21 protein-coding genes and 1 tRNA gene are annotated in these 22,654 nt (G+C 45.3%); 13 read left to right on the top strand and 9 right to left on the bottom strand.

Annotated elements, in window-relative coordinates; translation table 11 throughout:
* The first annotated feature begins 10 nt into the window (after positions 1–10).
* Together MHH86_RS06465 and MHH86_RS06470 are read left to right on the top strand one after the other, a co-directional pair.
* The gene (locus MHH86_RS06465; protein ID WP_038569226.1) at positions 11–1,114 is read left to right on the top strand and encodes an ATP-binding protein; all 1,104 of its coding nucleotides are present in this window, start codon (positions 11–13) and stop codon (positions 1,112–1,114) included.
* 107 nt (positions 1,115–1,221) lie between these two features.
* A complete protein-coding gene (locus MHH86_RS06470; RefSeq protein ID WP_341001531.1) occupies positions 1,222–2,727 on the top strand; it encodes a leucyl aminopeptidase in 1,506 nt (501 codons plus the stop codon).
* 98 nt (positions 2,728–2,825) lie between these two features.
* Here the strand turns inward: MHH86_RS06470 and MHH86_RS06475 are convergent, their stop codons facing one another.
* The 4 genes from MHH86_RS06475 to MHH86_RS06490 all read right to left on the bottom strand — a co-directional run bounded on the left by MHH86_RS06475 (position 2,826) and on the right by MHH86_RS06490 (position 5,551).
* Positions 2,826–2,972, bottom strand: coding sequence for a hypothetical protein (locus MHH86_RS06475; RefSeq protein WP_169744741.1), 147 nt, complete (start codon positions 2,970–2,972; stop codon positions 2,826–2,828).
* A gap of 103 nt (positions 2,973–3,075) precedes the next feature.
* Positions 3,076–3,255, bottom strand: coding sequence for a FeoB-associated Cys-rich membrane protein (locus MHH86_RS06480; protein WP_038569228.1), 180 nt, complete (start codon positions 3,253–3,255; stop codon positions 3,076–3,078).
* 44 nt (positions 3,256–3,299) lie between these two features.
* Positions 3,300–5,312, bottom strand: a complete 2,013-nt coding sequence (feoB, locus tag MHH86_RS06485; RefSeq protein WP_076141105.1) for a ferrous iron transport protein B — start codon at positions 5,310–5,312, stop codon at positions 3,300–3,302.
* Positions 5,309–5,551: a FeoA family protein gene (locus MHH86_RS06490; RefSeq protein ID WP_036680093.1), complete on the bottom strand. Its 243-nt coding sequence runs from the start codon at positions 5,549–5,551 to the stop codon at positions 5,309–5,311. The genes feoB and MHH86_RS06490 overlap by 4 nt, the downstream gene beginning before the upstream one ends.
* 238 nt (positions 5,552–5,789) lie before the next feature.
* On the opposite strand from MHH86_RS06490, the gene MHH86_RS06495 reads away from it, so the two are divergent.
* The 4 genes from MHH86_RS06495 to MHH86_RS06510 all read left to right on the top strand — a co-directional run bounded on the left by MHH86_RS06495 (position 5,790) and on the right by MHH86_RS06510 (position 10,296).
* Positions 5,790–6,749, top strand: a complete 960-nt coding sequence (locus tag MHH86_RS06495) for an aldolase catalytic domain-containing protein (RefSeq protein ID WP_170914180.1) — start codon at positions 5,790–5,792, stop codon at positions 6,747–6,749.
* A 244-nt stretch (positions 6,750–6,993) separates the two neighbouring features.
* Positions 6,994–9,120 (top strand): EAL domain-containing protein, encoded by a 2,127-nt coding sequence (locus MHH86_RS06500; protein WP_036680073.1) that lies wholly within the window; start codon positions 6,994–6,996, stop codon positions 9,118–9,120.
* A gap of 64 nt (positions 9,121–9,184) precedes the next feature.
* A tRNA-Gly gene (locus tag MHH86_RS06505) sits at positions 9,185–9,258 on the top strand.
* A 147-nt stretch (positions 9,259–9,405) separates the two neighbouring features.
* A complete protein-coding gene (locus MHH86_RS06510) occupies positions 9,406–10,296 on the top strand; it encodes a cation diffusion facilitator family transporter (protein WP_036680071.1) in 891 nt (296 codons plus the stop codon).
* A gap of 132 nt (positions 10,297–10,428) precedes the next feature.
* On the opposite strand, the gene MHH86_RS06515 is transcribed toward MHH86_RS06510, so the two are convergent.
* Positions 10,429–11,784: a dipeptidase gene (locus tag MHH86_RS06515; RefSeq protein WP_036680069.1), complete on the bottom strand. Its 1,356-nt coding sequence runs from the start codon at positions 11,782–11,784 to the stop codon at positions 10,429–10,431.
* A gap of 158 nt (positions 11,785–11,942) precedes the next feature.
* Complete coding sequence (locus MHH86_RS06520) at positions 11,943–12,626, bottom strand: SDR family NAD(P)-dependent oxidoreductase (RefSeq protein WP_076179191.1); 684 nt, start codon at positions 12,624–12,626, stop codon at positions 11,943–11,945.
* Positions 12,627–12,741: 115 nt separating this feature from the next.
* On the opposite strand from MHH86_RS06520, the gene MHH86_RS06525 reads away from it, so the two are divergent.
* From MHH86_RS06525 to MHH86_RS06540, 4 genes are all read left to right on the top strand, one after another.
* A complete protein-coding gene (locus MHH86_RS06525; protein ID WP_244886429.1) occupies positions 12,742–13,137 on the top strand; it encodes a helix-turn-helix domain-containing protein in 396 nt (131 codons plus the stop codon).
* Between the two features lie 42 nt (positions 13,138–13,179).
* Entirely contained in the window at positions 13,180–14,133 is a 954-nt protein-coding gene (locus tag MHH86_RS06530; protein ID WP_076179192.1) for an RNA methyltransferase, read from the top strand.
* Positions 14,134–14,166: 33 nt separating this feature from the next.
* Positions 14,167–14,784 carry an NUDIX hydrolase gene (locus MHH86_RS06535; protein WP_076147563.1) on the top strand — a complete coding sequence of 206 codons (618 nt, stop codon included), beginning with the start codon at positions 14,167–14,169 and terminating at the stop codon, positions 14,782–14,784.
* A gap of 202 nt (positions 14,785–14,986) precedes the next feature.
* Positions 14,987–15,139 (top strand): hypothetical protein, encoded by a 153-nt coding sequence (locus MHH86_RS06540; RefSeq protein ID WP_155288093.1) that lies wholly within the window; start codon positions 14,987–14,989, stop codon positions 15,137–15,139.
* Positions 15,140–15,240: 101 nt separating this feature from the next.
* Here the strand turns inward: MHH86_RS06540 and MHH86_RS06545 are convergent, their stop codons facing one another.
* The 3 genes from MHH86_RS06545 to MHH86_RS06555 form a co-directional block, all read right to left on the bottom strand.
* Positions 15,241–15,708, bottom strand: coding sequence for an ASCH domain-containing protein (locus tag MHH86_RS06545; RefSeq protein WP_342479661.1), 468 nt, complete (start codon positions 15,706–15,708; stop codon positions 15,241–15,243).
* A gap of 29 nt (positions 15,709–15,737) precedes the next feature.
* Positions 15,738–17,699 (bottom strand): ABC-F family ATP-binding cassette domain-containing protein, encoded by a 1,962-nt coding sequence (locus MHH86_RS06550; protein ID WP_342479662.1) that lies wholly within the window; start codon positions 17,697–17,699, stop codon positions 15,738–15,740.
* A 120-nt stretch (positions 17,700–17,819) separates the two neighbouring features.
* Complete coding sequence (locus tag MHH86_RS06555; protein ID WP_162636617.1) at positions 17,820–17,987, bottom strand: hypothetical protein; 168 nt, start codon at positions 17,985–17,987, stop codon at positions 17,820–17,822.
* Positions 17,988–18,165: 178 nt separating this feature from the next.
* Here MHH86_RS06555 and MHH86_RS06560 point away from each other — a divergent pair, with 178 nt between their 5' ends.
* The 3 genes from MHH86_RS06560 (at position 18,166) to MHH86_RS06570 (ending at position 22,509) form a co-directional block, all read left to right on the top strand.
* Positions 18,166–18,543 (top strand): PH domain-containing protein, encoded by a 378-nt coding sequence (locus MHH86_RS06560; protein ID WP_036680049.1) that lies wholly within the window; start codon positions 18,166–18,168, stop codon positions 18,541–18,543.
* A gap of 631 nt (positions 18,544–19,174) precedes the next feature.
* Positions 19,175–20,752 carry a gamma-glutamyltransferase gene (ggt, locus tag MHH86_RS06565; protein ID WP_076147567.1) on the top strand — a complete coding sequence of 526 codons (1,578 nt, stop codon included), beginning with the start codon at positions 19,175–19,177 and terminating at the stop codon, positions 20,750–20,752.
* A 326-nt stretch (positions 20,753–21,078) separates the two neighbouring features.
* Positions 21,079–22,509: an amidase family protein gene (locus MHH86_RS06570; RefSeq protein ID WP_256719526.1), complete on the top strand. Its 1,431-nt coding sequence runs from the start codon at positions 21,079–21,081 to the stop codon at positions 22,507–22,509.
* The last annotated feature ends 145 nt before the right edge of the window (positions 22,510–22,654 follow it).

Below are 22,654 nucleotides of genomic sequence, written 5' to 3' on the forward strand. Positions count from 1 at the left end.
ACTTCGTATCGTGATTAGCCAATATCAAGAAAGTCTTCTATTACCGGGAAGAACCTATCAAACTGGACCTGTGGATACTACATACGAGGATGTTCTAGAGAATATTGACAGCGGAATCATGCTTTTTGATGAAGAGGGAGTTATAAGTTTTGTAAATAAGCAAATGTACGGGATGCTCGAGCTTACCCGTCACTCTCTTGTGGGCTGCACATTTTCCCATCTGCTGTCTAATGTTCGACTGAGCCGTTCCAAGAAAAAACAAGTAATGCAGAGCTACAGAGAGATGGTATACAAAGGAAAATCAAATTATGAGTTTCTAGACGAGTATGGCCGTTACTGGAAGGTTACTTTATGCTGCGGAGAGCAAATGAAAGGCTGTTATTTGTTCACTGTCAAGGAAATCTCGGATTATAAGTTAATCGAACAAACGGCTTACCAGAACGATAGCTTAGCTATGCTAGGCAAATTATCCGCATCTATTGCCCATGAAATCCGGAATCCGTTGACCGCGATCCGGGGATTTATTCAACTGCTTCATCCATACTTGCACCAACTGGGGAAAGAGGAATATGCCAAGATTATATTGGCCGAGATCGATCGTGCGAACGATATTATCCATGAATTTCTCTCCTCCTCTAAGCCGTCAGTTCCGCAGGTGGGGATGATACCCGTGTCCGCATTGCTCAAGGAGGTTGTTCTCCTTACAGAGAGCGAAGCTTTAATGAAGGGCTGCCAGATCAATCTTCATCCTCTTCAAGAGGACATGGTGATTTCTGGAGATGTCAAACAGATGAAGCAAGTTGTGCTTAATATGATTAGAAATGCGATGGAGGCTGTAGCGGATCGAGAAGATGATTCGATGGGGAAAATCGAGGTTGGTGCCCGCAGAGAAGGCTCTGAGGTCCGTATGTTCATATCTGACAACGGTAAAGGAATGGATATTCGTACACTGGACAGGTTATTTAATCCTTTCTTTACTACCAAAGAGAATGGTACAGGATTGGGTCTTTCCGTAAGTGACCGCATCATCAAAAATCATGGCGGATGCATTTCTGTTAGCAGCAGAGTTAACGAGGGTACTCATTTTGTGATCTCTTTGCCATTAATCCATTAGAATAAGTAATAAGAGGCTGATCCCTGCGGATAATACAGATGCGGAGATCAGCCTTTGCTTATGTTACAATGGGTGTTGGTTTTGGGAAACAAATGGAGGTAATCACAATGAATATAGAATACAACAGTGGTGTTGCCAACAATGTGCAGGGTGATGCCCTTATCCTTATTATTTCTGAGTCTGAGGTCGAGAATGGAGGCTTTTCCGAAGGATGGGATGACAGAATTCGCCTATTGGGAAAGGCAGGTCTATTTAAAGGCAAGCTTAATCAGACTTATGTACTACCTGCTGAGAATTCATCTGGTTGTCCTGTTGTTATTTTGGTTGGCAGGGGGGACCAACTTCTCACGACTGAGGATCTAAGGCAAATGGGGGCTCAGACAGCCCGTGCAGCGCTTCGTTTGAAGGCGCTCAAGCTGGTATTTGAAGTGCCGGACACCTTGCAGGAGCTTACCGTAGAGAAGGATGTGACTTCTATTGCTTATGCGCTGACGGAGGGGCTAATGCTAGGTTCCTATCGTCGGGCTACCTATAAGCAGGTGCAGTCTTTTTATACAGGCCCAACAGCAGTTGTTTTCACTATAAAAGAGAAATTAGAGGGTAATGCCGGACGGGATTGGACTCAAGGCATTCAGAAGGGGCTAGCTTTCGGTGAGGCCACGAATTTGGCGCGGAGCTTGACCAACATGCCTGGTAATCTATTGACCCCCTCAGACCTTGCTGTGGCCGCTATAGAGGTTGCTGAGCGATATGGCTTTCCTTCTGAGGTGCTGGATGAACGGGAAATTGAGCAAAAAGGAATGGGCGGATTGCTCGCAGTCGGAAAAGGAAGTGTAAACCCTCCACGAATGATCGTCATCCGTTATCAGGGGACAGGGAATTGGGATAACGTAGTGGGGCTTGTAGGGAAGGGAGTTACCTTTGACACCGGCGGGATCTCCTTAAAAAGAGCACCAGGTATGGAAGAGCTGATTAGTGATATGGGCGGGGCAGCGGCTGTACTCGGAGTAATGGAGGCGCTTGGCCGCTTACGTCCACGAATTAATGTCGTTATGGTTATTCCATCTGCGGAGAATATGCCATCGGCCAATGCTTTTAAGCCTGGAGATGTTATTACCTCCATGAGCGGACGAACGATAGAAGTGTTGAATACCGACGCTGAAGGCAGAATTGTACTGGGAGATGCGCTGACTTATGCTCGGGAATGGGGAGCGAAACGTATTATCGATGTAGCTACACTGACAGGCGCTGTGTTGTCCACTTTGGGAGATATAGCAACAGGTGCTGTAACTAATGATGAAGCGTTTCTGGAGCGATTTCTGGCCGCTTCAAGCTATTCAGGGGAAAAGGTATGGCAGCTTCCGGCATACCCGGAATTTCGTGAGATGCTAAAGAGCGAGGTTGCCGATATCCGTAACACTGCTGGAAGATATGGTGGAGCCACTACAGGCGGATTATTTGTAGGTGAGTTTGCTGAGGGCTTGCCATGGATTCATCTAGATATTGCTGGCACTGCATATGTATCTAAAGAACGTGGAGTTAATCCTAAGGGAGCAACAGGTGTCATGGTTCGTTCTATCATTCAGTGGCTGCTGAGCGAAAGCGAGATCTAAACATCCGGGGAGCTGTCCGTTCTAAACAACAAGGGGTGTTCCCTAAACCAGAGTCTGGTTTAGGGAACACCCCTTTATTGAAATCCAAGAGCAGAAGCTTAAACAGTACGACTGGATTTTTTGGCCTTCGATTGGGAAGTGTAAGATTGAATGCCGTTCATAATTTTATCGCGAGTTCCCTTATTCTTCAGTAAATATGCTGCTCCCAATGCGACCGTTGTAAATAATGTCTTTTTGGTATTCATAGGAATTACCTCCTTGGTATTGTCTGTAGTTGCTTATAACAAACATACCCGTTAGTTAAGGAGGCTAAACGATAAATCACTATTTATTGCCCATTTTACAAGCCTACTTCTTGTTGTTAACCGGTGTTGAACAACAAGAAAGCGGGGAATCCATCGATGCTGCCGAGCAGCTTTTTCCTTTATCACAGCCTGCACAAGCGCCCTGCTTTCCCTTTTGCACATGTCGATAGATGGTCCAGCCAGAATAACCGAAAATTAAGGCGACAATCACAACATTTATCATAATGGTACCCCACTTTCATCATGAGAATCTTATAATTTACAAGTCTACGACCATCCTAATAACCGTCCGCCTTGAAAAATAATTAAAGATACGATATACGCCAGAACGAGAGAATACCCCATGGAGAAGAAGGTCCATTTCCAAGACGCTGTTTCTTTTTTGATAACCCCTACAGTAGCCAAACAAGGAATATAAAGCAGGATAAAGGCCATGAAGCTGATCGAACTTAGCGGTGTGAAGACTTGAGAGATTTGATTTTCTAAACCAGCAGCATCTGGTGCATGATAGATGATATTCATGGTAGAGACTACTACCTCTTTTGCCAAAAATCCCGGAACCAACGTAGAGCCAGCCTGCCATGTTCCGAAACCAAGCGGTGCCAGTAGCGGTGCGATCATACCCCCAAACTTAGCCAGGAAGCTGTGATCCATGTCCACATCAAACCCGCCAGGACCGGCATAAGACATAAACCAAATAATTGCTGAGCCTGCAAGAATAATAGTTCCAGCTTTTCGCAGGAAACCCTTGCCCTTTTCCCAAGTGCTGCGCGATAAGGTCTTGATCTGCGGCATACGATAAGGTGGAAGCTCGATCATGAAAACTGAGGATTCATTTTTGAATAAATATTTAGAGAATACCTTACAAAGAATCAGAGCAAACACAATACCCATCACATACATGGACAGAACTGATACGGCCTCTTGCGCCGGAAAAAACACAGCTGCGAATAAAGCGTAAACAGGCAGTCTCGCAGAACAGGACATCAGCGGCATTAGCAAGGTGGTCAGCATGCGGTCTTTGGGCTGTTCGATGCTGCGCGCCGCCATTATGGCAGGTACATTACAGCCGAAGCCAATGATGAATGGAATAAATGCTTTTCCGTTTAGTCCCATACGTTCCATGGTGCTGTCCATTAATAAGCAAACCCGAGCCATGTATCCTGAATCCTCCAAGAAGGAAATGATCAGGAAGAGAATGAAGATTTGCGGGACAAAGACGAGGACGCCCCCTACACCGCTAATTAATCCATCGACAATCAGGGCATGCGTGAAGCTGGATGCTCCAAGCGTCTGAAGCAGGGAATTGGCTCCATCACTAATCGGTCCGGAGATCAGGCCATCGAGGAGATCTGATAGAGGTCCGCCGACCCAGTCAAATGTGGTCTTAAAGAGAGCATACATAAAGAAGATAAATAAGGGCAGTCCTAGAAAACGATGCGTCAATATGGAATCTAATCTTTCTGTTAAGTTATGAGGTTTCTGCGTTGTTGTATCAAGTACAACCTCACAAATGGAGTGGATATAATCCATCCGCTGTGAGCGAATCCATTGGGGGAGCGTCAGGGCCAGCTTTTTGATCTGTAGCTCACTCTGACAGGATTCACAGATGTTTAGCAGGCGAGTGGTGTCCATACGTGTCTTCAGAAAATGAAGAATAACCGGATTCTGCTCCATAAGCTGTAGAGCAATCCAGCGGTGATTTGGTAAGTCCTTGATAGGAAGTAATTCCTTTTCTATAGAAGATATTGCATGCTCTACAATCTCACCGTAGTTCAACTTGAACTTTACAGCGGGAATCGCAGAGGATTTCTCTAAAATACTGAGGACTTGTGCGCAGCCTTTTCCCGTTCTTGCAACAAGCGGGAGGACAGTTATACCCAGTCGTGATTGTAAGACTTCATGATTGATGCGAATTCCACGTGCATTAGCGACGTCAATCATATTCAGTCCGAGTAAGGTAGGTTTGCCATACTCAAGTAATTGAAGCGTGAGCAGCAGATTTCGTTCCAGCTGTGAAGCATCCACGATATTAATTAAGGCTTCTGGAGATTCTTCTATTAGATACTGGGCAGCAACCCCCTCATCGCGTGAGAGTGGGTGCAAGGAATAGATGCCCGGCAAATCAATGAGCTTGCCAGCGCCGTTCTTCAGGCTGCCGATCTTCTTTTCTACCGTTACCCCTGACCAGTTACCAACATATTCGTATGAGGAGGTTAACGTATTGAAAAGAGAGGTTTTACCTGTATTGGGGTTACCTACAAGTGCTATTGAACTCAAGACACGTTCACCTCAATCAATGAAGCTTCCTTCCGGCGGATGGCGAACAGTTGTCCATTGCACTCTAAGGTAATAGGTCCTAAAAAAGGTCCTTTTCCTTTCAGGCGAATGCTCACACCCTCGGACACTCCAAGATCAGCCAGACGACGGCGTAGGATAGGATTGATTCCTTCTATTTTATGAATATATCCGGTCGAACCCGGTTGTAGTCGCAGCAATGAGCAAGAGGTAGAAGCCATTTTTATCCCTCCAAAAGAGACTGATAATCAATCTCAATGATTTTCTTGTAATGTAGCATTTTTAGGGCTTATTTACTGTGATCATTGTCGCTGACACGATGTGGTAATAGCATTAAGGAGAAGAAGATGAAATTCCTTTACATTTTATTCTTCATTAAAGTATGATTATACGATATAAATTGCATAGTAAAGCTATATTCGCGGTTATAATGATTGCAATAGTTGAAGGGAGATAATTATGAAGACTAATCAATGTAAGATTGTTGACTGCACCATCCGAGATGGGGGCCTAGTGAACAACTGGGATTTTAGTGTGGAATTTGTACAAAACTTATATGCCGGCTTGAATGAAGCTGGTGTTGATTATATGGAAATCGGTTATAAAAATTCACCAAAATTGCTCAAAGGAGCAGAGGGTGCCGGACCATGGCGTTTTCTGGACGATGATTTCCTGCGTAAAGTGATTCCGCAAAAAGGTCACACCAAGCTATCTGCTTTGGTTGATATCGGCCGCGTGGATGAGAATGATATTTTGCCCCGCAGCGAAAGTATGCTGGATTTGATTCGTGTGGCATGCTACAGCAAAGATGTAGAGAAAGCCCTCCAATTGGTACAAACTTTCCATGATCTAGGCTATGAGACAACGATCAACATTATGGCTTTGTCTAATGTTATGGAGAATGAATTGTTGGAAGCTTTTGAAATGATCCGTGAGAGCGTTGTTGATGTGGTATATATTGTAGATTCATACGGCAGCTTGGATCACAATGACATGAATTATCTGGTTGAGAAGTTCAAGACACATCTGCCAAACAAACGTCTAGGCGTACATACTCACAATAATCTTCAGTTGGCGTTCTCCAACACGTTGATTGCTGCTGAGAATGGTGTAGAGTTACTGGATGCTTCTTGTTATGGGATGGGACGAGCTGCAGGAAATTGCCCTACAGAGCTGTTAGTAACTCATTTGAAGAATACACGTTACTCCTTGCGCCCTGTGCTTGATATTATTGAACGCCTGATGATTCCTTTGCGTGAGAAAGAGGAGTGGGGCTATATCATTCCTTATATGATCACAGGTACACTTGATGAGCATCCACGTTCAGCAATGGCACTTCGTGCATCTGCAGACAAGGATAAATCCGTTGATTTTTTTGATAAGCTTACAACACCAGAAGTAACCTTTGGTGACAAATAAACCTGAGTTTCTTAGAAGCACTGAACCCTTTCGTAGGGGGAAGTGCTTTTTTGGTTGCCTGCTAGCAGAAAATGGTTTATATTTATGCAAGATTTATGAATATATAACTTATAAACGCGCCTTCCATTTGAATGCCGATAAAAGAAATGTAACTTAAAAGTCCTATCCCGCCGATATTTATACGTAGGACATAACTATACTTGAATGTTAATTAATAGATATTATTTTCAGACGCGAGGGACTTATGAGACAAGAAGAGAAAAAGACAATTCAAGCAGCTGCTGTAGGCGCCTTGCTGTTCCTTTTAATTCAAATTTTCCATACATCGCTTAACCGATTGGACGATTGGGATATTATTTCTTCTCTCTATCTCATTGTCGGCTGCTGTAATGTTGCTTTTGGATTTGCAATATTTGCACAGGGCTGGTTATTCTTCTCTAGCAGATTATCTAAAGGAAGATTATATGCCGCTGCTCTTTTTGGTGGAATATGTATTATTGATTTTTTGCATACACTGGGTTTTGTGGGCATCCCGTTGATTTCATCATTCATAACTTTTGAAGAATCGTTGTGGCTGCGAACCCTCTCACGACTAATCAGCGGTTTAGGAATGTTGTTTATTTTTAGCAGGGAAGATAAGCCCGTGTCTGTCTCTGAAAAAAGAAAGTTGTTTAGAATAGCCTTCATGCTGATTGTGCTTTCCATTGTTTTGTTTATATTCAGCCACTCGGCGTTACCTCAGTTTTTAACTAAACCTTGGATGAATCCTTTGAAGCAGATTGCTGATTTGGCAGTTCTTTTTGTTTACTTGGCAGGTGTTGCAGTTATTGTATTTCCTGAAAAAAGTGAAAAGTCAGCCTCCCTGCTTATTATTATTCGAGCACTTATCTTTTTCTCTTTGGGCCAAGCCTTTTTTATGAGTCCGTTCAGTAGTGGCAATATAGATGATCTTTTTGGAATGGTGTGTAGCGGTGTTGCATACTATTTGCTTCTTACTGGAGTATATCGTCTGACGATTGAAGAACCCTTTTACGAAAAGCAGTTGGCTGAGGAACGGATCAATTATTTAGCCTATCATGATGATTTAACGGGACTTCCCAATAGACGTCGTCTGACGCAGCGTGTAGAAGAGATGATTATTGCTGGAGAGAAGAAAACGAGCGATAAATTCTCAGCGTTAGCTATTATGAATATTAATCATTTCAAGAATATAAATGACTCCCTGGGCCATTTTGCCGGAGACCATTTACTGAAGCTGGTGTCTGAGCGCCTTGTGAATGAGGCTAAATCTACTGAAGAGCTTTATAGTATGGGGGCGGATGAGTTCGCTTTTCTTATGATGGAGAGAGCAAGTCTTGGAGAATGTTTGGTTCGAGCTACGGAGCTGCATAGATTATTTGAGGTGCCTATTGCCTTAGAGTCGGGGGAGTACCATATTTCGCTTAGTATGGGGTTAAGTATTTATCCCGGGGATGGTGAAACTGCGGAACATCTAATTCAGAATGCTGATACGGCTGTACATAATGCCAAGGAACAGGGAGTAGAGATTCGCCGGTATATCCCAGCCATGCAGATGAAAGCAAAGGAACGTCTAAAGCTGGAAAATGACCTCCGCAGAGCGCTTGAACGCAATGAATTCTTTCTGGTGTATCAGCCAAAGGTTTTGCTGGAGACGGAAGAGATCGTAGGAATGGAAGCTCTGCTCCGCTGGAATCATCCGAAGCGTGGTCTGGTCTCTCCTGCGGAATTTATCCCGTTAGCTGAGGAGAGTGGACTCATTGTTCCGATTGGGGAATGGGTACTCAAAACAGCTTGTCTGCAGAATAAAAAATGGCAGCTGGCCGGCTATGTGCCGATTTGCGTCTCCATCAACCTATCTATGCGGCAATTCCTTCAGCCCAATCTAGCAGGGAGGATTCATACCATCTTAACCGACATTGGATTAGATCCGTGTTATGTGGACCTTGAGATTACTGAGAGTATGACCTTGGATAAAGAAACAGCCTTTGATCAGCTGAAACGTCTGAAAGAGCTTGGTGTCTTCATCAGTATTGATGATTTTGGTACAGGCTACAGCTCCCTGCATTATCTAAAGAACATGCCGATCGACAGATTGAAAATCGACAGGTCGTTCGTATCAGAGGTTATGGAGGACAGCAACAATGCTGCTATAGTCTCTACAATCACTTCTATGGCGCATCATTTGAAGCTGAAGGTTACGGCTGAGGGTGTGGAGAACAAGGAGCAGCTGCAATTTCTGCGGGAGCAGCATTGTCATGAAGCTCAAGGATTTCTGTTCAGCAAACCTATTCAACCAGCAGAGTTTGAGGCGATATTTTTAAAAAAGGCACCCCTCGGCGCTTCCCTGTAAACTAAAAAAATGTTGATTTTTACTTGTAGAGATGATACAATAACTCTTGTATTCACTTTCTAGTGCGGGTGTAGTTCAATGGTAGAACTTCAGCCTTCCAAGCTGATAGCGTGGGTTCGATTCCCATCACCCGCTCCATAATTCAAACTTCCAAATCCTTGCGATGCAAGGGTTTTTTTATATCCCATCAGCCTATATTGGTTGGTGGGATTTTTTTTGTTTATACTATTTGCCTAATGGAAAAACTTTAATATAGCGTACTTTTAAGAAAAGGTTGTGAAAATTTTGAATGGTGCAAAGATTGCGTTCCTATCTGTACTTAGCAATACATTTATCGTTTCTTTAAAGCTTATAGTCGGAGTACTTACAGGTTCAGTAGCAATTATCTCGGAAGCGATCCACTCCTCCTTAGATTTAGTTGCTTCGTTGATTGCTTTTTTCTCGGTCCGATGGTCAAGTCGTTCTGCGGATAAAACTCATCCTTATGGTCATGGCAAAGTGGAGAATATCTCAGGGACGATTGAAACGTTGCTTATTTTTGTAGCTGGATTCTGGATTATAGATGAGTGTGTTCATAAAATAATGAATCCAACCGCGATCGAACTTCCCTTTTTGGGCATTATTGTGATGGTGGTCGGAGCGGGGATCAATTATATGGTTTCACGCAAGGTTAAAAAGAAGGCAGACGAACTTCACTCTGTGGCTATGAAATCGAATGCTCTGCATTTGCTTACGGATGTTTTCACCTCTTTGGGTGTTGCATTCAGTTTATTATTGGTTACCCTCACTGGATGGACGATACTCGACCCTGTCATTGGGATTGTGTTGGCTCTGTATATTATGGGTGAAGCCTATAAGCTTCTAAAGGAGTCATTTCCTCCGCTGTTGGATGCACGATTAACTGAGGCAGAAGAAAATGAAATATTACATGTCATAAAGTTATTTCAAGGGCGATATATTGAATTTCATGATTTTCGTACCCGCCGATCTGGTCCAGAAGAGTATGTCGACTTTCATCTTGTGATTCCTTCTAAAATGAGTGTTGCTACTGCGCATCAATTATGCGACGAAATTGAACTAGCCATTCAAGGCATATTTGAACGTGCCCAGGTGTTGATTCACATTGAACCCGAACATGAACAGTTAGCTAACAAACCGGTATTACATGAAGGGTAATATTTGTGATAGCAATGGTATGGTGGTTTTATAAATGGACTAAGCAATGATGCTCTTTTGTTTGGCCGCATACTAAAAAGCCAGGCTCCCAACTTAGGGAACCTGGCTTTATTTGTTTGTAGCTTGTGTATCTTAAACAGTCTTTAGGAACTCAACAATGGTGAGTAATCCCTTGTCGAAGTTCTCCAGGTTGAAATGCTCATCCGGTGCATGCAGGTTCTCATCATCGAGACCAAAGCCCATCAGAACGACAGGTGCTTCCAGCACACGGGAGAAGCTCTCCATGATCGGAATGGAGCCGCCGTCTTTGGTGAAGAGGGCACGGGTTCCATATACTTTGCCATATGCGTCTGCTGCAGTTTGCAGAATAGGATTCGACGGATCGATGTTAAAGGCACGTGCCTTCTCCATTTGCTTAACATGCACTTTCGCTCCGGTCTGAATATTAGCCTTCAGATGTGCTTCAACGGCATCGAGGATATGCTGTGGATCCTGATCGCCAACTAAGCGGCAGGTAATCTTCGCATGTGCTTCTTTAGGGATAACCGTCTTACTGCCTTCCCCTTGGAAACCGCCGTATACGCCGTTAAGCTCAAGCGTAGGACGAGCGCCAATCCGTTCTACAAAGGAATAACCTTCTTCGCCGTATAACGATTCCAATCCAAGACCTTCGCGGATTTTATCTTCATTCACACCTTGCTTCACGAATTCTTCCCGCAGCATTGGGGAAAGTTCAGGAACGCCATCATAGAATCCGTCTACAGATACGCGTCCTTTGTCGTCATGAAGCGAGCTTAGCAAAGATACTAGGGCATGCAATGCATTCGGAACGCCACCGCCGTAAGAACCAGAGTGCAGGTCTGTCAAAGCGGTAGTTACATCAACTTCAAGGGAAGCTAGACCACGTAGCCCAGTGCAGATGGCAGGACGACCGCGTTCCAATAGGGATGTATCGGAGACTAACACCGCATCCGCAGCGAGCTTTTCTTTATTGGCTTCAAGGAACGGAGGCAGATTCACACTGCCGATTTCTTCTTCACCTTCGATGCAAAGCTTGAGATTCACAGGAAGAGTACCTTCTTGTTTCAGGATCGCCTCAATGGCTTTGAGGTGAACGAATACTTGTCCTTTGTCATCTGTTGCTCCGCGTGCATAAAGCTTGCCATCACGAATCTCTGGTTCAAATGGAGGTGTGGTCCATAGGTTTAATGGATCTACTGGTTGTACATCGTAGTGACCATACACGAGAATAGTTGGTTTGCCTGGAGCATGAAGATAATCGGCATATATAACGGGATGTCCCGCTGTCGGATGCAACTCAATGTTCTCAAGTCCGGCTTTTTTCAGGGTGTCTGTCAGCCAATGGGCTGCCTTCAGTACATCGTCCTTATGTTCAGATAAGGCAGAAATACTTGGAATTCTGAGCCATTGTTTTAGTTCTTCGAGATGTTCATCCCGGTGGGTTGAAAAATACGTTTCGTATGACATAGTGAGTATGTACCTCCTTAAGTTTTGCTGCGCAAAACCGGCTTTGTAAGCGCCTGGGCATAAGCTTATTGGCCATGCGTGACCGTCTTGTTTAGCATTCTATAGGAACCATTATACTGGAGAACTCACTATGGATCAAAAGCGATGGGGCAAACCTCTCACCAGATGATTGTAGCCGGTGTCACACCTTGGGGAAAAGTATCCTCAGCTTTGCTTTTGTTCATATACATCTCATACCAAACATTAGCGATGAGTCCTGGATCTGTAGCGGTGCCGGGTTTAATGAATACACCAAGTGCTAAATGACCTACATAGATTCCTTGTGGAGCCAAATCTGCATGCAGGTTAAGTGCGTAGTTTCTTAATCCGCTAAGCGCAATGCCTACATTACCCATCATCTGCATGGGATAGATGGAGGACAATCCGGTTGTGAACAGCAGTGCGCCGCTGCGTTTCTCCAGCATCTCAGGCAAGACCTGTGCTACGCTGCGGATAGCGGCTACAACCAGTGCCTGAAAGGCATCCTGTGCATTTTCTTCTGTTACTTGTGAAGCAGGAGTAGGAGGGTAATTTCCACTTGTCGGGCTGAACTCGAGCACATCGATAAAGCCGTATTTTTTCTTGATATTATCGAAGGCTGTGGCTACTTGTTCTTTATTGTATACGTCGGCAGGAAAAGCAGCAGCCTCGATATTCAGTGCTTGCAGTTCCTGAACAAGGGTGTTCAGCTTCTCTTCATTTCGAGAGATTAATGCCACTTGAAATCCGTTGGCTCCGAATTTTTTGGCGATTGAGAGTCCTAAGCCGGGTCCAGCACCTATGATGGCAATGGTCTTTTTCATGATTTATTAGTTCCTTTCCGGTTGTTGATTACTAACAGTAACCATGATAAGCTGAATAGGCTTGAGGGACAAGAAGGCACTATTACATGCTTAAGTTACATGGAGGTAACCACAGTTGGAACATTCAAAGGAAGAACCCACCCGGTTCATGCCGATGCTGGAGGATTGCTCCATTACCCGCCAGATTCTGGACAGGGTCGGAGATAAATGGAGTGTACTGATCATAGTCAATTTAGGTGCTGAAGCTTTGCGGTTCAAAGAGTTGCAAAGACGCTCTGGAGGGATATCACAACGGATGCTGACCCAGACCCTGCGCCATTTGGAACGGGATGGATTAGTTTGGCGTAAAGCGACGCCTACAGTCCCATTGACTGTGGAATACGGTCTGACGAGCATAGGAGAATCATTGTTGGGACCTTTAACCTCGCTTGTGGACTGGGTCAACAAAAACAATGGGAAGATCGCCAAAGCGCGTATAGATTATGACCACCAGCACGACACACAGGAGTAACAAGACAGCAGAACAATTCACTGGGATAGAGGATGGATTATATTGCATAAGGAAAGTGGAACAAACACATTTATTTATACTTACACCTGTTCAGAGGACGAGTTATCGCTGTGTCAGATGGAGCTGCGATGTCTTTTTGGCGAGCAGGTGCCGACTGTTCTTTTTAAGAGTGAGGTTGAGGTGGATGTCAGCCGCAGTCCCTTCATTAAAGAGCGGATAGATGTAATGTATGAAGGGGACAGTCTGCCTGAGATTTATGATCAAACGGAGCAGGTGGAGCTTGGCGGCAAGACGTTTAAGGTTATTTTTGTGAAGACCAACGATCTGGGCCCTTCAGACAAAATAGAGTATGATGAGCGCAGAGTGATCGAGCGGGAAATTGGGTTGCGGATTGAAGGAGAAGCGGATGTTAACCATCCGGAGCTGGTATACGGCATTGTTACGCTGGGTGGACGCTGGTACTTCGGATCTTATCATAAAAACAAGGCAACTTGGTTCCGCCAAATGAAGAAGCCACGCAGCTATTCTATCGCGCTTAGTACACGTGTTGCCCGTGCCGCGGTTAATATGGCTATTCCGAATCCTGAAGGTATACGTGCTATAGATCCTTGCTGCGGTATTGGAACTGTAATGGTAGAAGCCTTGTCAATGGGAATCGATATGGTTGGACGTGATATTAACCCTATGATTGCTATCGGTGCGAGAACAAATATTGCCCATTTTGGATTCACCAGTGAGGTTACGCTCGGGGATATTGCGGATATCACTGATCATTACGATGTAGCCATTGTAGATATGCCATATAATCTATATTCTAGTATTACACCTGAGGAGCAGTTCGCGATTCTAGTGAATGCGCGCCGGATTGCAGATCGGGTGGTTATCGTTGCGATTGAACCGATGGACGAGATGATCACTGAAGCTGGATTTACAATCATAGACCGTTGTGAAGCTAAAAAAGGAGCCTTCTCGCGTCATTTAATACTTTGCCAGTAATCCTAATCAAGGTACCGAAAAAGGGGTGCAGCAATGGAGCAGAAATGGTTAACGTGGGCCAAAGAAATTCAGGCCATCGCACAGACTGGATTAACTTATGCTAAGGATGTTTATGATATAGAACGGTATCAAGCTTTGCGTGAGCTCAGTGTAGATATCCTCGCTAATTATACCTTCGAAAGCAAGGAGAGAATTAGACTCTCCTTTGCGGGTGAAGGGGGTTATGCTACCCCAAAAGTTGATGTCCGTGGTGTTGTATTCCGGGAGGATAAAATTCTACTTGTTCGCGAGAAGTTGGACGGGAATTGGGCGCTTCCTGGTGGCTGGGGGGACATTGGACTGTCGCCGAGCGAAGTTGTTGTGAAAGAAATCAAAGAGGAATCGGGTTTTGAGGCAGAAGCAGTTCGCTTACTGGCTGTACTGGATAAGAAATTTCATAACCATCCGCCGGAGCCTTATCACGTGTACAAGTTCTTTATTTTATGCCGCATCGTGGGCGGAGAGGCAATGGAAGGGGTAGAGACAAGCGAAGTTTCGTTTTTTGCTGAAGATAAGCTGCCTGAGCTTTCAGCGGAGCGGAATACAGAGGCACAGATTCGGACGATGTTTGAATATTTACGAAATCCGGAAAAAGTAGTAATATTGGACTAAGAATCTGCATATACTGTATGACTTCCGCAAATTTAAGTTTTTAATTATTCAAAATTTGGTTAATAACTAATATGTAAGCACTTACAACGGTTTGGCCGCTGAGCCTTTATATCTACCAAAATTCAAAATTTTAATTTTTTGGGTCGAGCGGTCTACATTTTTTCCTCTACTGTGACGATAAGATATTTTAGGAGGGGATCGCATGGAACAAGAAGAATTGAGCATTCCATTGAAACAGGAAAATGTGGTGCGTCCTGCAGAAGGCAATATTGCCACTGGGCTGGTTTGGGGTATTTTAATCAGCATTCCGTTATGGATCTCTGTTATTGGCTGGATTTTGGGATTTTGGCACTAAACCATAAATTAATGAGGATCTAATTCTGTTGATTTTATAGTATACACAAAAGGCTGTCCCTTCCTTGTGGAAGAGACAGCCTTTTGCGTTTTCTGAAGATCTTAGTCTTTTGTATATACCACTCTAAAGTTCTCACAAACAACTTTCATCTTTGGATCAAAGGGTTTGTTTAAGAATTTTAAGGATTCTCTGGTGAAGAACTGCTCATGATCATGACGCCATGACTTAAGCGTCCGGTCACCTTCTCCTTCAGTATAGGCAAACTCAGCGCTAACCTCATCAAAAGGTATAATTTGTACATCTGTAGTAACAATTATTGCCCGCGGATCACCAGATCCATCCAGCACGATACTGTGACTGCCAACTTGCGGAAACGTCTCGTCACAAGTTTCAAATATATCATAATTTGAAGCAGTTCCTGTCTTGATCCCACGAATCACCAGATCGAGCAGTTCATCGGCCATCTGGGGACTGTCACCAAAGGCCCAGGCGTCATAGTTATCCGCTGTTTGTGGATGAAGCTGGGTGTATTCTTTCCACAATAACTTAATCTTCTCTTTGTTGCTCATATGCTCATCTCCTTATAGATCAATCTATTCTATAGACCAGTTGTCTCCATCCATCCTGTATAGAGCTCATCCAACTGTTCCTGTATCGCATCACGTTCTTGTTGCAGCTCAGCAAGTTCAGCTGCATCGCTGCTGATCAGGGGATCTAACATCTTAGCATCGATCACGCCAAGGCGTTCCTCTACCTCTGCAATGGCCGTTTCCCAGTCGAAGGTGGCGTTTTTCCTACGGGAACTGGTGGATTTAGCGTTGGTTTCTTTCCCTGAATCGTTAGATTGAGGCTTATCAGGGCGTGAACTTGTTCGTTCTGCAGAGACAGGTTTAGCTTGATCCGCAAAAGAGGGAGCTAGTAATGCTTTTTCAGCTTGTTTTTCCTTGTAATATTCATAGTTTCCGTTGAACACTCCAAACCGCCCGTCTTCAATGGACCATAGTTTGTGAAATAGGCGATTGATGAAATAACGGTCATGAGATACCGCCAGAACCGTGCCTGGAAATTCCTCTAATGCTTCTTCGAGTGCTTCACGAGAATCTATGTCCAGATGATTGGTCGGCTCATCCAGAATCAGCAGATTTGGCTTGCGATGCATTAGTACAGCGAAACGCAGGCGGGTCCATTCACCACCGGACAGATTCGTAATGTCTTTGAATACATCGGGACCATAAAATAGGAAATGTGCAAGCTGCCCGCGTGCTTCACCTTCTTCAAGTCCAGCTTCTTCGCGGAAGTAGCGGAGTACAGACTGTTTGTTATTTTCAGGAACAGCCTCTTGTGCGAGGTAGCCGACCACAGTTCTTGAGCCGAGTGTACAGCTTCCGCTGTCCGGGGTTTCCTGCCCTAAAATAATTCTTAAAAGTGTACTTTTACCTGCCCCGTTACCGCCGATGAGTGCCGTAGTCTCTCCGTAGCGAAGTACTTCGTTTGCCTCTGCGAAAAGGCTTCGCTGACCATATGCTTTTCCGATATCCTCCAAAATGACAACCTGATTACCGGAACGGTCATTTTGCTGTAGCTGCAAATCCATCGATTTGCGCTCCAGAATAGGACGTTTAACCTTCACCATACGATCCAGTGCTTTTTGCATGGATGCTGCTCTCCGGTAAAAGGAAGGGTTAGGAGGTGTCCCGCGATTGCCAAATTCAATGAGACGTTTGATGCTTTCCTGCATTTGTTTTATTTTTTTCTGCTGCTCTTGATAATCGGCAAATTGTTGAAGAAGTCGTGTTTCCTTCTCCACTTGGTAGCCGCTGTAGTTGGTATGGAAGGTAAAGGCCTCGCCATCCTCAATCTCGATCACTTTCTTGACTACAGCGTCCAGAAAGTAACGGTCATGGGAGATCGCAAGCACTGTTCCATCATAACTCTGTAAAAATTGCTCCAACCATTCAATGGCGTTCATATCGAGATGATTGGTTGGTTCATCCAATAGAAGGATGTCTGGACGGCGCAGCAGCAGCTCCGCAAGTCCGACTTTTGTTTTTTCTCCTCCTGAAAGAGAGGCGAACAATCGGCTGTATTGTCCGGTTCCAATCCCGAGACCCGAGGCTACGCGCTGAATAGAGGATTCGATCTCGTAACCTCCGGCGGCCTCGAACTTATCCTGCAAGCTGCCATATTCTTTCAGCAGCCGATTCCAGAGGATTTCATCCGTTCCGTTGTTAAAGCTGGACATTTCAAGCTCAAGCTCCCGCAGGCGGTGCTGCCATTGCAAAGGTTCGGCAAAGCTGCGCTGCAGAACATCATATACGGTTTCTTTTTCGTTAACTTCTTGAATTTGAGCTAACAGACCTACTACGCTGCCTTTGCGTATTGAGATTTGCCCTTCATCGGGGCGTTCCTCCCCGTTCAGCAGGTGGAATAGTGTCGTTTTGCCACAGCCGTTACGGCCGATCAGGCCAATTTTTTCCCCTTGGCGGATATCGAAGGTAATGCTATTCAGCACGAGTTGTGCCCCGTGGTATTTTTGAACATTTTGGCATTGGATGATCATATATATTCTCCTTTAAGAATGCCCTTCGCACCGCCAGTACCCTAAATGGCTCCGAAATCCTGTAAAAAACCATAAAAAAAGACCGTAGGGAAATTTCCCCACGGCCTTATCATTCTCCGGTTAACTGATCCGTCCGGGTGATGGCAGGAAAGGCATTTCACAATTGTGTAGTGTTATTAAATTCATACAAATGGACAGACTTCTCCCGTTATCGCCATTTACATGAGCAATGCCAGCTATCGCTTTAGGTAGCCGACTCATAACACTGTTGGTCCAATTGTGATCCATTCCTTCCACACCCCTCTCTTAGTAAATTTAATGACAGTGTAATCAAAAATCAGAAAATAAGCAAGTAAAAAGATGTCAGAGAGTATTTTTACACAGCATAGAATATGAAAAATAGAATAATATGGTTCTGTAGTGGGGGGCAAGTGGCTAAATTTAACGGATGAAAAGAGGAAGAGATATGGCACTTTTTGACGGATTAATGGGCAATGCATCACAAGTAAATCTTACGGAGGTCCAGCGGGAATACGCACAAATTCTTGCTCCTCAGGAGAAAATCGAACGCGCCTATAAGCTGATTAGAGATATGTTCATTTTTACGGACAAGCGGCTTATTCTGGTGGATAAACAAGGTCTGACGGGCAAGAAAACAGAATATCATTCGATCCCTTACAAAAGCATCTCGCATTATTCCGTGGAGACGGCAGGGCATTTTGACTTGGATGCGGAGCTATGTATCTACATTTCCAGCAGCACGCTTCCGGTGAAGAAGACCTTCAATAAATCCGTAAATATTTACGAGGTGCAGGCCGTGTTATCGCAATATATTTTAAAATAAATTGTTTATTCGGTGTTTCAAAGCACAAGCCCCCCTCTAAAAGTGGCTAAGATTACTAAGGTTAGATGCAGCTATACATATTTGAGATAGGTAGCCACAAGACATAACCGAGATAGACAGCTATATGGCGGCAAAAGGTGACTAGACATAACCGAGATAGACAGCCATATGGCGGCAAAAGGTGACGGTAGTACGCCATGGCAGTATGCGGCTCCCTGTAATTAAAATGATTTTATAATATTCGTAGGCGTGAATCTACAAGGTTAAACAAAGATGACCTCTTATTTGTGCATAGCTCACAAAAAGAAGAGGTTTATTTTGCGTTTCAGCGTAACCGATTGACAAAGGATTTTCGTGTAATGTTAAATGACACTAATTAAGTCAGAAGTTATAGGGAGCTCGCAGCTGAACCCGCCGCAGAATATAGGAGATTGAATATGATGGAGAAACCCGCCGCAAAAAATAAGGAGTTGGGACATGGCGGAAAAACCCGTAAAACATAGGGGGATGGGCATGGTGGAGGGGAGAAACCCGTAAAACGTAGAGGAATGGCATGGGGAAGAAACCCGAAAAACATAGAGGGAAGGGCATGGCGGAGCGGAGAAACCCGTAAAAGATAGGGGGACGGAACATGGCGGAGAAACCCGTAATAGGCACAAAAACTATGGTAGTTAGCCCCCATTATTTAGCCTCGGCTGCTGGTGCACGTATGTTGGAAAAAGGGGGTAATGCCTTTGATGCAGCGGTGGCGATCAGTGCGACACTAGCTGTTGTATATCCGCATATGACGGGGCTAGGCGGAGATTCCTTTTGGTTGACCTATAACACGCAAGAGGCGCGTGTTCGGGCCTATAACGGAAGCGGGCGCTCCGGGTACGGAGTCCGCAGAAGCAGCTATGCCGGGGAAGCTTTCATCCCGCGGCGGGGGATTCGCAGCGCCATTACGGTGCCGGGGATGGCGGACAGTTGGGATGCCATACTGAGTAAGTATGGCCGCTTTATGCTGGCGGAGGTACTGGAGCCTGCCATTGGTTATGCTTTGGAGGGATTTCCGCTGTCGCCGGATCAGCGGAATAACACGGCTGTTGCGGGCTCTGCGCTGTCGCCGGAGGCGGCAGCGATTTACACGCCAGGCGGCGTGATTCCTTGTGCTGGATCGCGATTCCAGCAAAAACAGCTGGCGGCCACCCTGCGGACATTGGCGGCGGGTGGGCGGGATGCTTTTTATAAGGGGAAGATTGCGGAGGACATCTGTGACTATATGCTGGCAACTGGCGGGTATTTGACTCGGGATGACTTTGCGGATCATAAGGGGGATTGGGTCGAGCCGATTCATACGGATTATCACGGGCATACGGTATATCAAGTGCCGCCTAATTCTCAAGGTTTCACTGGACTAATGAGTCTTAATTTATTGGAACATTACAATTTTGAAGCAATCGGGCATGGTTCGTATGAATATTATCACCTGCTTGTTGAAGCGTTGAAGCTAAGCTTCCGCGATCGGGATAGGGTGCTTACAGATCCGGATTTTAGTGCTATTCCTTTGGAGCAGCTGCTGGATAAACGTTATGCAGGACAATTAGCGTCTACCATCTCGATGCAAAAAGCTGCGCAACTGACAAGTCAGCCTATCGGCAGTGATACAGCTTATGCTGCGGTTGTGGATGAGGACGGGAATGCGGTCTCTTTTATTCAGAGTCTGTATTTTGAATTTGGTTCGGGTGTGGCCGCTGGGGATACTGGGATTCTGCTGCAGAATCGAGGTTCGTTTTTTTCGCTGGACCCCGGGCACATCAATACGCTTGAGCCGCATAAGCGCAGCTTCCACACACTGATGCCAGCGATGGCCTGCCGCGAGGGCAAACCTGCGATTCTGTACGGGACGCAAGGTGGCGAAGGTCAACCACAGACTCAAACCCTGCTGCTCACACGGATGCTGCATTATGGCATGAATCCACAAATGGCTGTGAATGAGCCGCGTTTTGTGTGGGGGAGAACGTGGGGAGAGCCTACGCAAGAACTGAAGGTGGAGAGCAGGGTAGCTGATGAGGTGCTGGCAGATTTGGCCGCAGCCGGTCATATTGTCCGGAAAGTAGATGACTATGATGGGATTATGGGTCACGCTCACATGATTTCGATAGATGACAATGGATACCGCAGTGGGGGAACGGACCGACGCTGCGATGGTGCGGCGATTGGGTGGTAGGTATAGGTGTGATGGAAGGATTGGAAGGACTCTGAAGGAATCATAGGTGGAATGATGGATGGAAAAGCTGCTGATGGGGTCGTAGGAGGAAAAATGGAGAATTGGAAGGACTGCTGGAGGAATCGAAGGCGGTATGGTGTGGGATCCGAAAGGCTGATGGAAGAATCGTAGGTGGAATGATGGATGGAAAAGCTGCTGATGGGTCGTAGGAGGAAAGATGAGGAATTGGAAGGAACGCTGGAGGAATCGTAGGAGAAGCGTGGGATCCGAAAGGCTGATGGAAGGATTGTAAAAGTAATGGTCTAGGGAGGAGGGGGATTATGGTTTTGGATAATCGGTATGGTGCGTTTATAGATCCTGAGCTTACGGTTGAGAGTTTAGAAAGCGGGATATTGGATGGACTGACCTTTGCAGTAAAAGATGTATTCGCTGTAACTGGACACAGCTCTTCTGCAGGTAATCCTGATTGGCTGCGTAGCCACCATCCGTCCACGGAGCATGCGGTGGCTGTACATCGTTTACTGTTGTCGGGTGCTACACTTCGTGGTGCTGCCCATACGGATGAGCTGATGTATAGTCTGGGCGGCGAGAACCATCATTATGGAACGCCGATTAATCCGCGTGCTGTAGGTCGTATCCCAGGCGGATCTTCAAGTGGTTCGGCAGTAGCGGTAGCTTCTGGTAGTGTTGATTTTGCGCTCGGAACAGATACCGGTGGCTCAATTCGAGTACCTTCCTCTTATTGCGGAGTATATGGCTTCCGGCCAACGCATGGAGCTGTGGATTTTCAAGGTGTTATTCCATTATCTCCGGCTTTTGATACAGTTGGCTGGGTGTCGGATCGCTTGGATGTGCTCCAGAAGGTAGGGGAAGTGTTACTTGTGGCTGGGAGTACATCTGTGAAGACGTCGAAGAAAATAGGAAGTAGTCTAGAAGAAACTGTAGGGAAGAGCATAGAGAAGAATGTATTGGAAAATTTAGAGAACAACTTAGAGGGAGACATGGTGAAGACTGATAAAAATAATTTAGAAAAGAGCCAGAAGGAAGGTTTAGAAACGATTTTGGAGAAACGTATTGAGAAGAGTACTGAGAAGAGTACGGAGAAAATTTTAGAGATTGGCCCGGAAAACAAGTTAAAAAAGAATATGGAAGACAAAAATAAAATGGGTACTTTATTTGTTGCTACTGACTGCTGGGCTTTGGTTAATCTGGAGAATGCAACTATTTTATCGGAGGGATTAAGGTGTTTGCGATCCGGGGCAGATCATCTCATGGAGATAGAAATTGCTTTGGAGGGGTTAAAGGTCTGGATGGATGTTTTTAGAGAATTGCAGGGGAATGAAATTTGGGAAACTCATGGCGTTTGGATTGAGAACGAGAAACCAGGCTTTGGACCTGATATTGCAGCGCGATTCTCGTGGGCTGCCAGTTTGGCGGAAGAGGATCATAGCGTTGCACAATGTAAGCAAAAAGAGATTTCTAATCATTTGCGCCTGCTGCTAGGAGAGGACAATTGTCTTGTGATTCCGACAGTTCCGGGACCAGCGCCGCTGCGTGGAGGGGATTTGCGCCAATTGGAGGTGAATCGTAGTGGTGCGATGATGTTGAGTTGCATAGCTGGGTTGGCAGGTTTGCCTCAGGTAACATTACCTATGCTCTCCACAAGTAGATTGCCACTGGGATTATCCGTTATTGCCGGACATGGTCAGGATCTCCGGTTACTCTCTTGGGTGAATGAAGTGTGGCAGCAGTCTTGAGAGGCTGAGTGCAGTGGTCTTGAAAAAGCAGCGATACTAAACAGACCGTAGCTACGAACAACATATCTTGACACTTTTCTAGTTACATTTCTAGTTACTGTTAACCGATACTCCTCCATTACTCTCTTGGAATACACTCTAGAAA

It is taken from the genome of Paenibacillus sp. FSL F4-0097 (assembly GCF_038593125.1).
Classification (GTDB): Bacteria; Bacillota; Bacilli; order Paenibacillales; family Paenibacillaceae; genus Paenibacillus_AQ; species Paenibacillus_AQ odorifer.

Bases quoted from the DNA above. Each gene is read 5' to 3' on its own strand.
- MHH86_RS06470 (WP_341001531.1), top strand. From the start codon at position 1,222: ATGAATATAGAATACAACAGTGGTGTTGCCAACAATGTGCAGGGTGAT.
- MHH86_RS06475 (WP_169744741.1), bottom strand. From the start codon at position 2,972: ATGAATACCAAAAAGACATTATTTACAACGGTCGCATTGGGAGCAGCA.
- MHH86_RS06480 (WP_038569228.1), bottom strand. From the start codon at position 3,255: ATGATAAATGTTGTGATTGTCGCCTTAATTTTCGGTTATTCTGGCTGG.
- MHH86_RS06490 (WP_036680093.1), bottom strand. From the start codon at position 5,551: ATGGCTTCTACCTCTTGCTCATTGCTGCGACTACAACCGGGTTCGACC.
- MHH86_RS06495 (WP_170914180.1), top strand. From the start codon at position 5,790: ATGAAGACTAATCAATGTAAGATTGTTGACTGCACCATCCGAGATGGG.
- MHH86_RS06500 (WP_036680073.1), top strand. From the start codon at position 6,994: ATGAGACAAGAAGAGAAAAAGACAATTCAAGCAGCTGCTGTAGGCGCC.
- MHH86_RS06515 (WP_036680069.1), bottom strand. From the start codon at position 11,784: ATGTCATACGAAACGTATTTTTCAACCCACCGGGATGAACATCTCGAA.
- MHH86_RS06520 (WP_076179191.1), bottom strand. From the start codon at position 12,626: ATGAAAAAGACCATTGCCATCATAGGTGCTGGACCCGGCTTAGGACTC.
- MHH86_RS06535 (WP_076147563.1), top strand. From the start codon at position 14,167: ATGGAGCAGAAATGGTTAACGTGGGCCAAAGAAATTCAGGCCATCGCA.
- MHH86_RS06540 (WP_155288093.1), top strand. From the start codon at position 14,987: ATGGAACAAGAAGAATTGAGCATTCCATTGAAACAGGAAAATGTGGTG.
- MHH86_RS06545 (WP_342479661.1), bottom strand. From the start codon at position 15,708: ATGAGCAACAAAGAGAAGATTAAGTTATTGTGGAAAGAATACACCCAG.
- MHH86_RS06550 (WP_342479662.1), bottom strand. From the start codon at position 17,699: ATGATCATCCAATGCCAAAATGTTCAAAAATACCACGGGGCACAACTC.
- MHH86_RS06555 (WP_162636617.1), bottom strand. From the start codon at position 17,987: ATGGATCACAATTGGACCAACAGTGTTATGAGTCGGCTACCTAAAGCG.
- MHH86_RS06560 (WP_036680049.1), top strand. From the start codon at position 18,166: ATGGCACTTTTTGACGGATTAATGGGCAATGCATCACAAGTAAATCTT.
- ggt (WP_076147567.1), top strand. From the start codon at position 19,175: ATGGCGGAGAAACCCGTAATAGGCACAAAAACTATGGTAGTTAGCCCC.